This window comes from Leptospira weilii (assembly GCF_006874765.1).
Taxonomy (GTDB): domain Bacteria; phylum Spirochaetota; class Leptospiria; order Leptospirales; family Leptospiraceae; genus Leptospira; species Leptospira weilii.
The window spans coordinates 1,245,884-1,262,374 of record NZ_CP040840.1 but is presented as its reverse complement, the minus strand read 5'-3'; the positions used below and the strand labels follow the sequence as shown (position 1 = coordinate 1,262,374).

At 40.4% G+C, this 16,491-nt stretch carries 12 protein-coding genes and 1 pseudogene; 7 read left to right on the top strand and 6 right to left on the bottom strand.

Annotated features, from left to right (window positions below; all coding sequences use genetic code 11):
• Positions 1-82: 82 nt before the first annotated feature.
• Together FHG67_RS06090 and FHG67_RS22650 are read right to left on the bottom strand one after the other, a co-directional pair.
• Entirely contained in the window at positions 83-2,107 is a 2,025-nt protein-coding gene (locus FHG67_RS06090) for an LIC_11051 family fibronectin-binding protein (RefSeq protein ID WP_142499687.1), read from the bottom strand.
• Between the two features lie 672 nt (positions 2,108-2,779).
• A pseudogene (locus FHG67_RS22650) lies at positions 2,780-4,330 on the bottom strand (tetratricopeptide repeat protein).
• A 973-nt stretch (positions 4,331-5,303) separates the two neighbouring features.
• On the opposite strand from FHG67_RS22650, the gene FHG67_RS22825 reads away from it, so the two are divergent.
• Complete coding sequence (locus FHG67_RS22825) at positions 5,304-5,390, top strand: hypothetical protein (RefSeq protein WP_080590992.1); 87 nt, start codon at positions 5,304-5,306, stop codon at positions 5,388-5,390.
• A gap of 128 nt (positions 5,391-5,518) precedes the next feature.
• Entirely contained in the window at positions 5,519-6,211 is a 693-nt protein-coding gene (locus FHG67_RS06050) for a hypothetical protein (protein ID WP_244947477.1), read from the top strand.
• Positions 6,212-6,800: 589 nt separating this feature from the next.
• On the opposite strand, the gene FHG67_RS06040 is transcribed toward FHG67_RS06050, so the two are convergent.
• Positions 6,801-7,523 (bottom strand): hypothetical protein, encoded by a 723-nt coding sequence (locus FHG67_RS06040; RefSeq protein ID WP_004500793.1) that lies wholly within the window; start codon positions 7,521-7,523, stop codon positions 6,801-6,803.
• A 583-nt stretch (positions 7,524-8,106) separates the two neighbouring features.
• On the opposite strand from FHG67_RS06040, the gene lpdA reads away from it, so the two are divergent.
• Positions 8,107-9,525 (top strand): dihydrolipoyl dehydrogenase, encoded by a 1,419-nt coding sequence (lpdA, locus tag FHG67_RS06030; protein WP_004497691.1) that lies wholly within the window; start codon positions 8,107-8,109, stop codon positions 9,523-9,525.
• A gap of 5 nt (positions 9,526-9,530) precedes the next feature.
• On the opposite strand, the gene perRB is transcribed toward lpdA, so the two are convergent.
• Positions 9,531-9,962, bottom strand: a complete 432-nt coding sequence (gene perRB, locus FHG67_RS06025; protein WP_026054303.1) for a peroxide-responsive transcriptional repressor PerRB — start codon at positions 9,960-9,962, stop codon at positions 9,531-9,533.
• Positions 9,963-10,405: 443 nt separating this feature from the next.
• Here perRB and FHG67_RS06010 point away from each other — a divergent pair, with 443 nt between their 5' ends.
• Positions 10,406-11,869: a sodium:proton antiporter gene (locus FHG67_RS06010; protein ID WP_004497697.1), complete on the top strand. Its 1,464-nt coding sequence runs from the start codon at positions 10,406-10,408 to the stop codon at positions 11,867-11,869.
• A gap of 309 nt (positions 11,870-12,178) precedes the next feature.
• Here FHG67_RS06010 and FHG67_RS06005 read toward each other — a convergent pair whose 3' ends face one another.
• Together FHG67_RS06005 and FHG67_RS06000 are read right to left on the bottom strand one after the other, a co-directional pair.
• Entirely contained in the window at positions 12,179-13,159 is a 981-nt protein-coding gene (locus FHG67_RS06005) for a hypothetical protein (RefSeq protein ID WP_004503322.1), read from the bottom strand.
• Between the two features lie 78 nt (positions 13,160-13,237).
• Entirely contained in the window at positions 13,238-13,852 is a 615-nt protein-coding gene (locus tag FHG67_RS06000) for a helix-turn-helix domain-containing protein (RefSeq protein WP_016758941.1), read from the bottom strand.
• A 121-nt stretch (positions 13,853-13,973) separates the two neighbouring features.
• Here FHG67_RS06000 and FHG67_RS05995 point away from each other — a divergent pair, with 121 nt between their 5' ends.
• The 3 genes from FHG67_RS05995 (at position 13,974) to FHG67_RS05985 (ending at position 16,119) form a co-directional block, all read left to right on the top strand.
• Positions 13,974-14,396 (top strand): SRPBCC family protein, encoded by a 423-nt coding sequence (locus FHG67_RS05995; RefSeq protein WP_004502172.1) that lies wholly within the window; start codon positions 13,974-13,976, stop codon positions 14,394-14,396.
• Between the two features lie 465 nt (positions 14,397-14,861).
• A complete protein-coding gene (locus FHG67_RS05990; RefSeq protein ID WP_002631452.1) occupies positions 14,862-15,314 on the top strand; it encodes a MarR family winged helix-turn-helix transcriptional regulator in 453 nt (150 codons plus the stop codon).
• Entirely contained in the window at positions 15,307-16,119 is an 813-nt protein-coding gene (locus FHG67_RS05985) for a pseudouridine synthase family protein (RefSeq protein ID WP_002631450.1), read from the top strand. The genes FHG67_RS05990 and FHG67_RS05985 overlap by 8 nt, the downstream gene beginning before the upstream one ends.
• Positions 16,120-16,491: the final 372 nt, after the last annotated feature.

Below are 16,491 nucleotides of genomic sequence, written 5' to 3'. Positions count from 1 at the left end.
TATTTTGTCGGCGTTTGTTGCGGATCTTAAATACCGCGCCCGAAAGCATTTTGACGATCTTCGAATTATTTTCTTTTATCGCTCAGGAAAAATTCAAAGTGATCCGGGAATTGATCTGCGCCATTTTATTTTTTACTTCTTCCTGGTTTTGTGCAATCGGGTTATTGCCGATTTTTAATTCACGCAATGCTTTCATTTCGGAAAGGAACTCCGGCAATTCGGATATCTGGTTGTCGTTCATCCAAAGTTCCTTGAGCTTTTTCAGCTTTTTGAGAATTTCCGGAATTTCCCCGAATTTATTATTTTTTAGGGATAAGTCGTTCAAAGACTCCAATTGAGCAATAGACACCGGAAGAGAGGCAAGTGCGTTGTTGCTAAAACTAAGATATTCCAACTTTTTGAAGTTTCCGAATAGATCGGATAACTCCTCAAGCTGATTGTCTCTCAGGCTTAAGGAACTCAGGTTCGGAAATCGCACGAGGAATTCGGGCAGTTTGGAAATTCGGTTTCCGCCAAGGCTTAATTCCTTTACAGATTCCAATTCCATTCCCAGATCGGGCAAGTTTGAAATTCGATTTTTCGTCAGATCAATTCGGATTAATTTTTTCAGGTCGACGATTTCGGCTGGGATCGTTTCCAATTCGTTTTGCCAAACCAGAAGCTGCTTTAAATTGGGAAAATTGCGGATCCCCTCTAAAGAGGTCAGTCGATTTTCGTAAAGTCCCAGCTCTTCGATTTGAGCAAAAGCGCGAGTTAGATTGGAAATCCCGGTGATGAAGTTCCCGCCCAAATTTAGTTCTTCGAGGTTTTTTAAATCCGCCAACCGTTTCGGAAACTCAGTCAATCGATTGTTCATGACAAGCAGTTTCTTTAGCTTTGAGAGTTGGAAAACGAATTCCGGTATTTCCACCAGTGCGTTGTCGTTTATACGAAGCTCTTCGATGTTTGAAAAATTCGATATATTCGTTTTATTTTCCGTAAAGGGTCCGTTATCCGTAAAATACAAGGATCGAAGCGAAGGTATCCCCAGCAGAAAATCGGGAAACTCGGTCAATTGCGCCTTTTCGATAGAAATGGTGCGGATATTTTTCAATTCGCAAAGGCTTTTCAAGGAAGTGATTTTTTTACAATCAGAAAGATAAAACTCCTTTAGATTTTCGAAAAGACCGATATCGCTGAGATCGATCTCTCCGATTTTCGAAGCGCTTATGGATTCACTCCCTTTGGAATAGTATTTGAAGAGAGGAGATTTGCCGAGCTTGAGCATCGGATACAGATCTTTTTGTTCTTTAGCGGTCGAATCGAAAAAGACAGAAGCGTCTTCGTCGTGGTAATAGGAAAACATCAGAAAATACGGTTGTTGTTTCGGGATTCGTATGAAAACTTCCGTCTCGGTCGTTTTGCGGATCACTTCTTGAGCCAAGCGGCAAAGAATATCCTTCACTATTGAAAAATCCTCGTCTCCCCAAACTTCGCGGATTTTCACCGGTTTTTGCTTCAGATGATTTTTTATAAAATTAGAAAAATCTACGATCGGAGTATTTCGAATGCAACCATCGACTAACGCGCTTTCGGGATCGTTACTTTCCAAATCGTAGTCGAATTCGATACAGTGATCCGTATTTGCGTCGTCCCATCGTATGTCGAAAATGCCGACGGGGGATTTTTCACTTTTATCCAGTTCTTCCCAATAGAGACAAACTGCGTCGAAAACTTCTCCGGCTAAAGTTTCCCAATTCGTCTTTTGCAATAATTTAGAATACTTCGATGATTCGAAATCTTCAACGCAAATCTTCAAGAATTTGTGGAATGTTTCGGAAAGCAAAGAATCCGGTTTTTTTATCTCCGACTTTTTCTCCGGCGCATTTTTTTTTGCGACCGGTGCGGAAGAAATTTGCGCTTCTCCTTCCGCATATCCCTTCTTCAACTTCTCGCTCAAGAGCTTCTTCGCTTCTTTCTTACATTCCCCTTCGCTGCCGAAAGTTTTTGTTTGCGTTTGTCCGGCTGTTCCAATTTTGCCGTAGGTTACGGTGAACGAATTTCCGGATACTTCTATGTTCCAGAACTTGTCGGACTTGTCGTCTTTGTACGTTAGGTGGTGTTTCATGATTTATATCGTTGTCGATGCCTTACGGGCCGAAAAACTTTAATACCCTATTATTATTTTACGAAAAAAACTGATACTTAAGGACTGTCCACTTTTATTGTGACTCTCCATTTATTTTTGAATATTCAGTCAAATTTTTCAATTTATCTATATTGATGGAAATACATAACTTTATGACATCATATATGCTACTGTTTTTTGATTTTTATCCGACTTTCAGTGGTTTAAAGTTATGCGAAATTGGATTGAAGTTCTTACTCATCTCTACATAATAGAGTGTCTAAAATTCTGCGTCTAAATACGGAATTGATACTCAAATGAACGGTACTCGATTTTATAGGGATCAGTAGTATTTTTGAAATAACTTTGATTCCCTAGTCGTCCCTGAAAAAGTATCAAGAAGTCGATTTAAAACGAGAAAAGATAAAAATGAATCGATTTTAAAAGATGAACTTGAACATCCTTTGAATGATGATTGTTCTCTTTGCGATATCAATTCGAGTAAAACTCTTTCGGCAGAAAAGACTTTTCATCCGATCATCTACTTCAAAATCGGTTCATTTCGATTTTCAGGTATGTTCCGATTTCATTTTTCACAAAGTTTTACGGTTTTTTTTATTCCGATCAAACATCCAAAATATTGATTTTTAAAATTTCCTTTTTTACGCCGGTTCAATCCGATTTTTTACCGCGTTGGATCGATTGAAAAATTTCCTCGACGATTTCCGATCTATCTCCCATGCTTTTTGCTTTTTTTGCGTATCTTGCGGCCTGTCGCGCGTCCCCGAGTTTCCAAAATATTTCCGCAAGGTTTGCGGGATAAATGCAATCTTCAGGACATAGCTCTTCCGCTTTTCGAAACGCCGGGATCGCTTCTTCCAACTTTCCAATTTCGTATAACGCACATCCGATGAGATTGTGAAGTCTTCCTCTTCCCGGAAGATCTCCTTTGGCGGCCGCAAGCAGATTCTTTTCCGCGCGCTTTATTCCCTCCTCCAGAGATTCGGTTTTTAACCAATGCAGTCTTGCGTCCAGGAATAAGGCCTCTGCGTCTTCGGTATAATCGGAGAATATGGAGCGAAGCAATTCTTCAGTTTTCGTATATTCCTTTTTCTTTAAGTGATCCCAGCCCTTTGCCAATCGATCGAACACTTTTTTGTGGCGAATCGTATGAATCTCCTCTTCGGAATATACTCCGGGAGGAGCGGCGAGAATGATCTCACCAATTTTATCTACGAGTATGGAAATCGTTTCCATCGCATTTTTGTTCTGTTTGAGTTTGGTTGCGAGTGCGTCTGTGACCGTTAGAGCCCATCGTTTGGCGGTTTCGAGAGAACGATAGACCGCTTTTGTATCTTTCTGAATTTTAGATATTTCTAATATGGATTCCCATCGATCGGGAAAATGAATCAAAAGCGCGGAGATAAGACTCGCGCCGCCCGCGTATTTCGGTTGTTGTTCTTGGTCCTCATCCAAAAGGTCTTGAAAGACTTGAAGTCCCAGATCGGCGGAAGCCCAAACACAAATTTCGGCGATTTCCTTTGCGTAATGAAACCTGTTTTCCGGATAATAATTCAAAATTTAAACGCATTTCTCCTTCCAGTGTTTTTCCTGAACCGGATTCTTAGCGCCTAAGCGAAAATATACGTTTGCTAATGCGAAATAGGCTTCTTCCAGAGTGGAAACGTTGGGATGACGAAGGATGGAAGTTTCGTATCGGTCTAAAAATTCGCACAGCTTCTCATCGGGAAGGGCCTCGACCGTTTGATCCAAAACATACGGAATAAAATCGAAGGCGGAAGGATAATCGTCCGCGCTTTCTAAAGTCAGAAATTCGATCTCTTTGCTTCCCTCATAGCTTCCCCATTGCGCTTCGATCTAAGAAGCCAAATTCGATTTTATGTCCGTCCAAGTTGTGTTCGGAAAGATATGAAGTTCGTCGTGACTGTGATCCCAAGTTCCGTAGAGTTGGAAACGAGAAGCCAAACGAGTATTTCGCTACATTCTCCATAAGCCTCCGAATCCTTAATGAGACCCGATTGAATTCGTATAATATTGTCCTATTTCTTCCGTTTTAAACGGACCGATCTCTACGGAATTGAAATGGACTTCCTTGATGGAAGCAAGGTCGAACCAGCCTTGCCCCGTTTCGATTCTTCTCCCGGACGACAAATCGTCGACGAGATCCTGAGGAAGATTAAGAATATTATGATTTTCTTTCATTTCTGCTTCGTTTTGATTTCGATGTGATTAGAATTTGAGATTGCCGGGATCTTTATTTTAAGTTCAGTTGAAAATGTCGAAGAATTCCAGTCGCAAACGATCCAATTCCTTTCGGATCGAGAGATTGAATGGCCGAGAAGATTTCTTAGATCAGATAATACGTAATTCCGGCCGTAAAACGCAATACTTATTCGCGCGCAAAAGTGTAATCCAATCAAGAATTGGACAAAAGAATCGCTATCTATTCAAAGAACAGGAAGGTAGATGAGACTCAGCGCAGAGCTTTCTAAGGCACGTTGTGGAATATCTACGAATTCATCAGGACTTACTACTCGGACGCAAGAATAGAATACTATAACAAACTTATTTCGAAAATTAGAATCTTCCTTTAAAAGTCGGGATTTCCCGATTTGACTTAATTTTTGAGAACCTCTGTACTTTTGCAAAATCGACCGCTGATTTTCGAGTATCATTTTCGCGCGTCCGAGTAGTATGATCAGAAGGAATTTTCGTATCTTTGAATCGAGTTTACAGAAGAACGCGTAAACTGAGTTTGAAAACCGATCGGAAGCGCTCTTTTCATACTGTGGCTCCTAATTTTTTAGATCAAGTTTTTAAGTCAGATGGATTGGATCGGATTTGGTTTTTAGATATCACCTACATACCCGATCAACTGAAAATGGTCTTATCTATTTGCGATCAAAGATCTTTTCAATCGAGAGGTCGTCGTTTGGACATTGGGTTCGAAACTGAAAACAGAACACCTATTGAGTGCGTTTGAAAAAACTATCTCTTGAGAGAATATCCCTTTTTCATTCCGATAGAGGAGTTCAATATGCAAGTAATTACTTTAGAAAAGTATTAAATACGAATGAGTTCATTCAAAGTGTGAGCGGAAAAGGTAACTGTTATGACAATGTTCATAGAACGCGATTCATAGAAGCCAGAGTTCCCGGAATCGTTCTCTAAAACTTTGAAAGCGGAGGGGGTTTACAGAAGGGAATTCAACACAATAAAGGAGGCTCAATATTTTTTGTTTGACTATATCCAAAGATATTAAAATAAAAGAATATGACACTCGGCTTTAGATTATTGGTAATTTACGAGCTTTCGAATAGATTTTATAATTGTTAAGTTTTCGTTGAAACCTCCACATTCCTATGTTTTAAGCTAACTTATAGTCAAATTATGAAATATTACTTACTTGGTTATTACCTGATTCAATTTAAAAAGTTAAACGTTGGCTCATTAATAGACAGAGAAATTTATACATGTAGCACATGTTTAAATACTAGTTTAATGTGCAATTTCGCTCGTTCTTGGACCTGCAGCAAGGAAGATATGATTAGTGCTTGTCAATCATTTACGATTAATTCACAGACCATTAAAGAAATTCAAAACTGGACCGACTTAAAAGATATCGAAGGGCAAACACAATATATTGAAGCTTTTAGTTCCACGGAAACCGCAAGAGAGTATAAGAATATTTTCTTCGCACATCTTAATAAAATACACTTACTTGGAGTGTATTTACCTGAATCAGAATCGAAAAAACTAATTGAAGATTTTAATTCAGATAATCCTCAATGCGGCGAAATAGGTATAAGGAAAATAATCAAGCGGGAAGAGACTGAATCCGAACTCGGAAAAATAGTAGGATTTGATTTAATCGGTGTTGAAAGATCGGGAAACTTTCATTCGTTTCAATGTCACGATTTGGAAGCTGAATTTAAGAAGAAATTTAAAGTTGAATTCAATGATTTTGGATTGATTAAAAATGAAGAGCATTGGGAGAAACTTGTTGAATATGCAAATGATGAAAAGAATGGTTGTGAACCCGTTCCTTGGTATTTCGCAAAGTTAAAAAAATTCGAATTGTGATAATTTGCGATAACTAATATAAAATAACGTGAGTTCGGCGTAAGAAAAAATTGGGCGAATAAGAAACTAAAGTGCAACGACTCCCTATGGGTCGTCGTCGCAGCTCGCGAATTTCATAGTAAAACTGGCTCCCGACCTATTTCGCGACCCGTAGAGAGCGAAATTGAGTTCAATCTTTCGCGACCCGTAGAGAGCGAAATTGAGTTCAATCTTTCGCGACCCGTAGAGAGCGAAATTGAGTTCAATCTTTCGCGACCCGTAGAGAGCGAAATGAACCAAAGATAGCGGAGCGTAATCTTTGGTTCCTCTCATGAATTTGGGAAATTGAGAGGCTTTACGTTTCAATTCCTTCGGAATTAAACTAAAGTGTGCTCTCTGAACTCAGCGAATGCCTCTCTATGGATCGGCATTCAGGTCGAAACATATAATCGCTTTCGCATTTGTTATACCGAACTCACGTTAAAATAGATTTATTGAAAAATTGTCATTTCCTGAAAGTAAAATCGCTTGAATCGCACGATTCATAAAATATAAGCGGGTTCAAGAATTTATTTTTCAACAACTTCATTGTAAAAAATGCCATCTATCGTTATTTTGGAATCGTTACTTCCCAGCGATAGAGTTGCGATCGAATTCCCTGAAAGAAATAAGGGAAAATCCGATACTTAAACTGCGGGACCGGAAAAAACGTAGGTCCCACCACTCTTCCCCAGAATGTATAAGTAGACCCTTCCTTCAACACGTAGTATTCCTCGACTTCTTCGTCGTTTAAATCCGGATCTTTCCAGCTATTATGTCCGATGTGATGCTTTTCCATCATCGGTATCTTAAGATGGTATTCAAACGTTCCGTCCGATCTAGAACCAACAAATGACAGCTCTTTTTCCTCTTCGGTTGCACGGTCGTGGGATCTATAGATGCTAAACGTAGGTCCGGACTGACGAAGAGCTTTATCAAATTGCTTCTTTACTCCGGATTCATCCCAAGAAAATTCCCTCGGATAACTACGGGTCAATATTCTGCGTTTCGGGTTTTCTTTTTCGATCGGATAAAACTCGAAACGAACATAACAGTGATCACCTTGACATTCTCGTTTGTCCAAAAAATCGATATCGGAAATCAAACGAAAATAAAGATACTCCGCTTCTCGTCGTTCCAATTCAATGGAATGAATTTTGAATTGAGTAGTTACGCAGCTTGAAAAAAGAAAGACTATGATCGCAAACATCGGAACGACGATCACAGTAACTTTCGGATTTTTTTGAATAGAATCACCTTTCAATCGATTCTCCGTTTCGCGTTTCATATTCATTTGAATTTAAAATAACAATGGAATCGTTAGAGATACAGTTTTTATCGTTAACGCATCTCAAACAATAATTCCTATTTCTTCGAAAAAACGGACTCTTTTTTGTCTAAAACTTTAAGAACGTTTATAACTTGTCCCAAAACCTGTCGAGCGCCAATGGAAGAGAGACACTTTAGTTTCGGAAATCTGCAGGAGTTCCCACAGATTTTGTCTCTTTGACGGTATTTAACGTGAGTTTGGCGGTTGAAAGTTTGGGCGAATAAGAAACTAAAGTGCAACGACTCTCTATGGGTTGTCGTCGCAGCTCGCAAATTTCATAGATAAAATAGCTCGCGACTCATAGGGAGCGAGATTGAGTTGAATCTTTCGCGACCCGTAGAGAGCGAAATGAACCAAAGATAGCGGAGCGTAATCTTTGGTTCCTCTCATGAATTTTGGGAGATTGAGAGGCTTTTGCGTGATTTTCTTATCGTTTAAAAAAGTTGGAGTTCCCACATTTTAAGGTTTTAGGATGCGTTCTTAGTTTATTTCAAAAAATTCTTGCCCAACCTCGATAAGAATCTATCCATAATTCCGGAGAATTTTTATGCCAGAATCTTACGATCTCACTGTTATCGGAGCGGGCCCGGGGGGCTACGTCGCCGCAATCCGCGGCGCTCAATTAGGAATGAACGTATGTATCGTCGAAAAAGAAAGACCCGGCGGAATTTGTCTGAACTGGGGATGTATTCCGACAAAGTCTCTCTTGGAATCGGCCCATCTTTTAGATAAGGTATATTCCGCTAAAGAATACGGAATTGAACTTTCGAATGCCAAACCCGATTTTCCCGCGATCATTCGACGTTCCAGAAACGTCGCAGACAGTATGGCTTCCGGCGTGGAATTTCTTTTAAACAAAAACAAGATCATCCGTAAAAAAGGAAGCGCAGTATTCAAAGATTCGAATACGATTTGGCTTCCAGATACTTCCAAAGAGGAAATCACTTCCAAACATTTTATCCTCGCCACCGGAGCAAGGGCCAGAGAACTTCCCGGCTTACCTTTTGACGGAACCGCGGTTCTTTCCTCAAAAACCGCGATGATTCAGGAAAAAATTCCGGAATCTCTTTTGATCGTAGGCGCGGGCGCGATTGGGGTCGAGTTCGCGGACTTTTACTCCACGATGGGAACAAAAGTCACGTTAGTCGAAATGATAGATCAAATTCTTCCCGTAGAAGATAAGGAAATCTCCGCATTTTTAGAAAAATCTTTCGTTAAAAGAGGAATTCGAGTTCTCACCGGAGTTGGAGTTTCCAACCCCTCTATTGAAAACGGAAAAGTAAAGGTTCTTCTCAAAGGAAAAAACCTTCCGGAAAGCGGCGAAATATTGGAGACCGAGAAAATTTTGGTTTCCATCGGACTCGTTCCGAACACGGACTCGATGAACTTGGAAGAGATCGGCGTCTTTTTACAAAAAGGTTTCGTAAAGACGGACACTCAATACAAAACCAGCGTTCCTAATATCTACGCGATCGGAGATTGTAACGGTCCTCCCCTTCTCGCACACGTCGCTTCTATGGAAGGCATTAAGGCCGCCGAAGCGATCTCGATTCAAACGGGAAATCCGCATCTTCTCAACTATCTTCCGATCAATTACGATGCGATTCCGGGTTGTACGTATTGTCATCCCGAAGTCGCTTCCGTCGGATTCACCGAAAAAAAAGCGATCGATATGGGTTACACGATCAGCGTCGGAAAATTTCCTTTTATCGCCAGCGGTAGGGCCAAAGCGATGGGAGACACGGGGGGCTTTACGAAAGTGATCGTGGACAAATCTTCCGGAGAAATTTTAGGAGCGCATCTCATCGGTCCCGGAGTTACGGAACTTTTACCCGCAGTCGCCCTCGGTATCACTCAGGAACTGACCGCGAAAGAAATCGCATCCACAATCTTCGCACATCCCACACTTTCAGAAACCGTGATGGAATCCTTCGGTGCGGCTTTAGGAGAAGCAATCAATCTCTAAAAAAATCAGTGAATCAGATTTCCGGTCAGCAAGATATCCGTTTTGCTGACCTGAAACTCCGCGGGAAGTTGGGAGCTGAGTGAAAGTAAAGAAGGATCTATATCGTGAAATTTTCCGTTTTTCACATCGAAGAAATGATAGTGGTCCACGATATTACTATCGTAGACCGATTTTCCCAAACAGGAAAATTTGAATTCCCTCAAAAGGCTGGCTGAAACGAGGATATTGAGCGTATTATAAACCGTTGCAAGACTCATCTTGAAAGAACGGCTATCAACCCATTCTTTGACTTCTTCGGCGGTGGGATGATCGGCTTCGCAAAGAACATACTGACAAATCGAAATTCTCTGCATGGTAGGTTGGATCGAAACGGACTTCAATCTCTGTTCGATTTCCGTCGGGGTAAGACATACTTTTTTAGCGAATAACGCTTCCATTCTTCTTAAAATCCCGTTTCGGGAACCCTCTTCCCATAAGACATCCGCAAAGTATCTTTTCGCACAATTTTATTCGTATTTCGTTAAACACAAATTTCAAAAATGCGGGATATTACCGGGAAACAGTTTTTTGCGCCTAAAGGCGGATTTGTCCTAAAATTTAAGAATTATACTAGAAGCTATCTCAAAAATATTTTAGAATGATTGGAATCGACATTTTAAGCAAAGATAAAGTATTTTTGAGACAGCTTCTACAAAGTTTCAAGGCCAACGTCCGATAGGCAAGTTCATAGGAACGTGAAATACACTTCCTGCTTGAATCCCCAAAAAGGTGCAAAATGGAAAAAGAATCCGCCGAAAAAAAAGAGAAAGAGAGTCTTTTTACTTTAACTCTTTCTTCCAAATCCTGAGAATGTCTAAAAATTCTTCAGATGATACGAACAATGAAACAAAAACTTACATCCGTCCTTCTGGCGATCCTTATCCTCACCCTACCCACGGCGGCGCTTTTAGCGGACGAGCCGGTTGGGAATTCACAAAATACCGTCCAAACTCAGGATCCTTCTCATACACAAGAAGATCCCTCCGGCAATCATGAAGAGGGAGAAGACCTTCCGTATTGGAGCGTAATTCCTTTCGTTCTTATACTTTTGTGTATCGCACTTTTACCGATCGTTTCGCAGACCACCTCCCATTGGTGGGAAAGCAATACGAACAAACTGATCCTCGCGCTTGTTTTGGGGGCGGTTTCGTTTATCATCTTGGTTCTACACGGATGGTTCGGTAAAATCGTTCATACTCTTGTGTTCGAATATGTTCCGTTTATCATCCTTCTAGGAGTACTCTTCTACATTTCGGGGGGAATTCGCTTAAAAGGAGACATCGAAGCCACACCTTTGAACAACACGATCTTTTTGATCATCGGAACCTTTCTCGCGTCCTTTATCGGAACCACGGGAGCCTCCATGCTTCTGATTCGCCCGATTTTGAAAACGAACTCGGAAAGAAAACACGTGGTTCATACCGTTGTCTTCTTTATCTTTTTGGTTTCGAACATCGGAGGTTCCCTAACTCCTCTGGGAGATCCTCCTTTGTTTTTAGGCTACCTGATCGGAGTTCCATTCACTTGGACGTTTAAACTTTTACCGGAACTGCTCATTGCGAGTATTCTTCTTCTGATCCTTTATTTTATTTGGGATACGATCGTTTACAAAAAAGAAAGCGTTAAAGATCTTAAAAAAGACCACGTTCATAAAGAAAAGATCAGCCTGGAAGGTCAGGTAAATTTCATCTGGCTACTCGGAGTCGTTTTGTCGGTTGCCTATTTGAATCAAAATTACATTCCCGCGATCAATGAAAATCCGTACATCGCATTTATCAGAGAAGGAGTTTTGATCGGTTTGATTTTCGCTTCCAAATTTACGACCAAAGGCCACGTTAGAGAACATAACAAATTTACTCTTCATCCGATCCAAGAAGTCGCTTATTTATTCATCGGAATTTTTATCACGATGATTCCGGCCCTTATCCTTTTGGAACACCATGGAAAAGAACTAGGAGTTACCGAAACCTGGCAGTTCTTCTGGGTGACCGGCCTTTTCTCGGGAGTTTTGGATAATGCGCCGACTTATCTTACCTTTTTATCTTTGGCGAAAGGAACTCTAGGTATGACCAGCGTGGCTCAGATTCTCGCGGATCCACACGCGGAAAGTATTTTAAAAGCGATTTCTGTCGGAGCCGTGTTTATGGGAGCGCTCACTTATATCGGAAACGCTCCTAACTTTATGGTAAAGTCCGTCGCAGAGGAGAACAAAGTAAAGATGCCGAGTTTCGGCGGGTACATACTTTATTCTATTGGAATATTGATTCCCACTTTCCTGCTTCTCACATTCATCTTCTTCCGCTAAGAAAACGCTTCCGAGTCCCTCTCTTTCCGAGAGGGACGATCGTAATCTAACGTGAGTTCGGCGGTTGAAAGTTTAGGCGAATCAGAAACTAAAGTGTTGCTCTCTAATATACTCAGTGAAACGGCTTTTTCCTATGGATCGGCATAACTCAGCGGCTGCGTCTAACGCGGGATTTGCGCTCAAATGAATGATATTCTATTTTATAGAGACAGTAGAACTTATACAAAAAATTTTTAGTTCCGTTTCCGAACGAGCCCACCGAAACGTTACAAACCGGGTATTTTTACGAGATACGTTTTAGTCTTTCTTTCAGTCTTCCGGGGGAAAAAAAATCACCGAATCGATTCGTTTTCCCTTTTCGGACTCGATATAATTCACTTCGATTTTTCTTTCCGCAGCGGGTTTGTATAAGATGAGGGCCGATATCATATCATAAACGGTTAAAGAATAATCAATCGCGGTAACAACTGCTTGAAACGCTAAAAATCTGGATTTGGTCACAGGTTTCACTTCTCTTTCTTTTCCCGCCGCCATCCATTTGTAGATTCGAGTGGAACGATTTACATTTTTGAGATATTCCAAATCAATCTTCGCTTCCGGAAGGACCGCTTCGGTTTGACGAAAGGCGACCTTAATTGGAATTTTCTTTTCCCTGGATTCCCTCAAAGCCCCGGAAAGTTGTAAATCAAACGTGTCATCGTCCAAATATTCGATCTCGTTACAGTTCGCAAAAACCGTGTTACAGATATCTCCGTATTTACGATGAACGAAATACACGAGAAAGACATGTAACGTTTCCGGATGATACAAAACCTTTGCGTGATAGTCTGAGGTATTTCTGTAATAGATTTTCCTATAAATTCTTTTAAAAACGTTCCAGCCTACGAGACCTACGTCTTTGAGAAAAGGAGGATCGGGAAGTTGAAACGAACGAATCGCGATATGCAGTTTTTCGATCGCAACCTTACCGTCCCGTTTCGAAATTTCTTCCAGAACGGTTCGAATATCCTCCAAATCTTCGGAATCAATCTTTCGAGGGGAATCGGAGGTATCGATCAAAATCTTACCTGCGTTTTCGGACATGAAACCCGCGATCTTAGATCGAACATCTTCGGAAAGAAGTTCCTCCAATTTGAGGGAAATACAATCGTTCGGATGACAGGATATCTGTTCCGTATAAATCGAATCGGATTTAGAAACCTGAAGACTTTGCGAATGTAAAAACGGAAACCAGGAAAAAGCAAACATAAGGAAAGAAAAAAGGATCATCGGAGGAAAATGTTTTAACATTCTTTTTAAAAATTCTACAAGAAATTGTCGGCGGATTTTCCTCTTCAGACCAGAAACGGTAAGAACCATTTTTCGGATTTAACTGATTTCGTCTCTATAATCCATAACCAGGTACATAAGAGTTTCCTGATCCGTTGGGTTGGAATATTCGTGAGGAATATCCGCTCTGAAAAAAACGGAATCCTTCGGTTCCAATTCCACAACTTTTTCGCCGACTCGAAGACGAAGTTTGCCGGAAACGACAACAATATTTTCGGTGGTACCGGACGAATGGGGTTCTGCAACTTCGATTCCACCCGGTTTTAAAATGAGTTCGTAAAATTCGGTTTTACGGTTTCCATTAAACGGAAAAAGAGCGCGGCTGGAAAAAACTTTCGAACTGGAAAACAAAACCTTGGTGTTCTCCGCCTTCATCACGATCACACCTTCTGCGCCTTTTTCCTTGAGAAGCTCACTAAAAGGAACATTAAGACCGTTCGCGATCTTCCAAAGAACGGAAATTGTCGGAACACTTTTGCCCTGCTCGATCTGTGAAAGCATGGCCCGGCTCACTCCACAACGAGAAGCCAATTTATCCAAAGAGAATCCTTTTGTGTGACGAATCAGTTTGAGATTCTCCTTGACAACTTCGGTGATATGTTCACTAGAGGGAGACTCTTTGTCTGTTTCCAATTCTTCCATGGCTGGGTTCATTTCCCCCTTTTTATCTAATATAGCAGAATTTCGTCAATCTAAAACTACTTCTTGGAAAAATAGACTTGTAATTATAATCGTGATTATTATAAGTATATTTATAATATAAAATGAGAAAACAATGAAACACATACAACACGAAGAAATCACAAAAGCAAGTCCGACTCAACTCTGGAAAGTCTATCAAGACGTTTCCAATTGGAAAGCGTGGGATCACGAAATCGAAGAATCCTTTTTGAATGGAGAATTCAAAGTCGGAAGTAAGGGAATGCTCAAACCAAAGGGGGGACCGAAAACTTGGTTTCGTTTGATGGAAGTAAGAGAAAAGGAACTTTTCTCCGATCTCACAAACCTACCGTTTTGCAAATTGGAATTCAGACATGAACTGGTTCCTACAAATTCGGGAACTAAGTTTGTACACAGGGTTACGTTCTCAGGACCGCTTTCCTTTCTATTTTCCAGAGTAATCGGAAATAAGATCAGGAAAGAATTACCGGGCGCAATGAAAAATCTCGCAAAGCTCGCAGAAGACCGCCTAACTTAACGTGAATTCGGCGGTTGAAAGTTTGGGCGAATAAGAAACTAGAGCGCAACGACTCCCTATGGGTCCGTCGTCGCAGCTCGCGAATTTCATAGATAAAATGGCTCGCGACCGCGCATTTTGTTATACCGAACTCAAGTTAACTTACTTGGAAACGACTCCTTTGATTGCTTACAAAGATTCTGGCTAAAGGAGGGTTGCGAACAGATTCTTCCCGAAACAACTCGAGACGCACTTCCGTTAGACGAAACTAGGAGAACAGAAATCGAACTTTTTTGTGAGGTTTCTTTATGATAAATTTATTTCCGATTATTTTTTAGAAAAAAATCATAAACCGATAAACGCGAACAAATTTCAAAGAATCTTAAATCAATTCTAACATCAAGAATCGGGATTTTACGGAACATTCCAACTTTACAATCGGGAATAAAAAAATAGAATGAAACTTTAATCCCCGAGAAAAAGACCATGAAACCGAAATCTATATTCGCAGAATTACAGGCTGAGGAAAGCACAGGATTCCTTTTTTGGCAGATCACGAACCTTTGGCAAAAAAGGATTCGCGAAAATCTTTTGGTCCTAGATTTGACGCACGTTCAATTCGTACTTTTGGCAAGTTTGGCTTGGTTCGAAGAAACCTCCCAAAAGGCGACCCAAATCCGCCTCGCCGAACACGCAAAAACGGACGTCATGATGACCTCGAAGGTTTTAAGAAATCTCGAATCCAAAAAGTTTCTCACGAGACAACCCGATCCCGAGGATTCGAGGGCAAACTGCCTGTTTCTTACTCCCAAAGGAAAGGAACTCGCGGGTAAGGCGGTTCATATCGTGGAATCCACGGACAAACTCTTCTTTTCCATTCTCAAGGACGAAAAAAACTTTAGAAACTCCCTTTTGGATCTAAGACAGAAAAATGCCTGAAATATATTCGAACATTAGAATATTCTACGAAACTGAATCTTTTCTTTTTGCCGAAAAACCTCCCGGAATACCGGTTCACGCAACCAAAGATTCCAAACGCGAAAACTTTGCCGACACACTCCAAAAACAACTTTCCCTCGAATACCTCAGAACCGTAAATCGATTGGATTTGGATACGAGCGGTCTCGTATTTTTTTGTAAGAATCCAGATAAAAACAAAGAGGCCGACCGGATCTTAAAATCTTCCTCGAAAATTTATCTCTGCGTCTCTTCCGGAGCGATCCCGGAAGAACATTTTCTGGAAACCTGTCATATCAAGGACGGGAACAAAAAAGTCCGTAAAGTATTTTCAGGAGGAGACAAAGCCGTTACGGAATTTTTAACTTTAAAAAGAAATCCAAAAGAACATTATTCGGTGCTACTTGCAAAACTTCATACGGGAAGAAGACACCAGATTCGACTTCACTTAAGTGAAAAAGGATTTCCGATCGTAGGCGACTTCGTTTACGGTAAATCACTCGATTTGAGTTCCATAACAACGAAGAAATCAATAGGAACTTCCGATAATAGGAATATTTCCAATCTACAAAAACAAAATTTCTTTAACAAAGAAACAAGCTGGATCCGAGCCGAGCAGCAAGTTCCTTTTGCAAAACGTTCTCTCTTACATGCGATAGGAGTTTCCTTCAAAAATGAGAACGGTCGTGAAGAAAGAATTTTTTGTCCCCCTCCTACCGACTTTCAAAAGTTCTTGGAAGGAATTTCTTTGGACTCTTCCATTTTTTCCAAATTCACTTCAGATTAACGTGAGTTCTACGTAAGAAATCCATGATTCATCTTTTTTGTAGGAAGTTTAAATTTGAACGCTGTAAATCTATTCTTAAAATGTGGGAATTACAACAAATCGCGATTTTACGAACAAATTTTAAAAATAGGGACCCATACTTTTAGAAAATTCTTTCTCATTTCTTACGCCGAACTCACGTTAGATTACTCATCTCTACATAATAGAGTGTCTAAACGTGAGATTTGTGTTCAAATTAACAGTATTCTATTTTATAGGGATTAGTAAAAAAAGACAAATGCGAAAAATATTCAAAATATCAAGAACCAACCGCATTCTTAAAAATTACATATATACCTATAATTTATAATATTATAAATATATATTAAAATT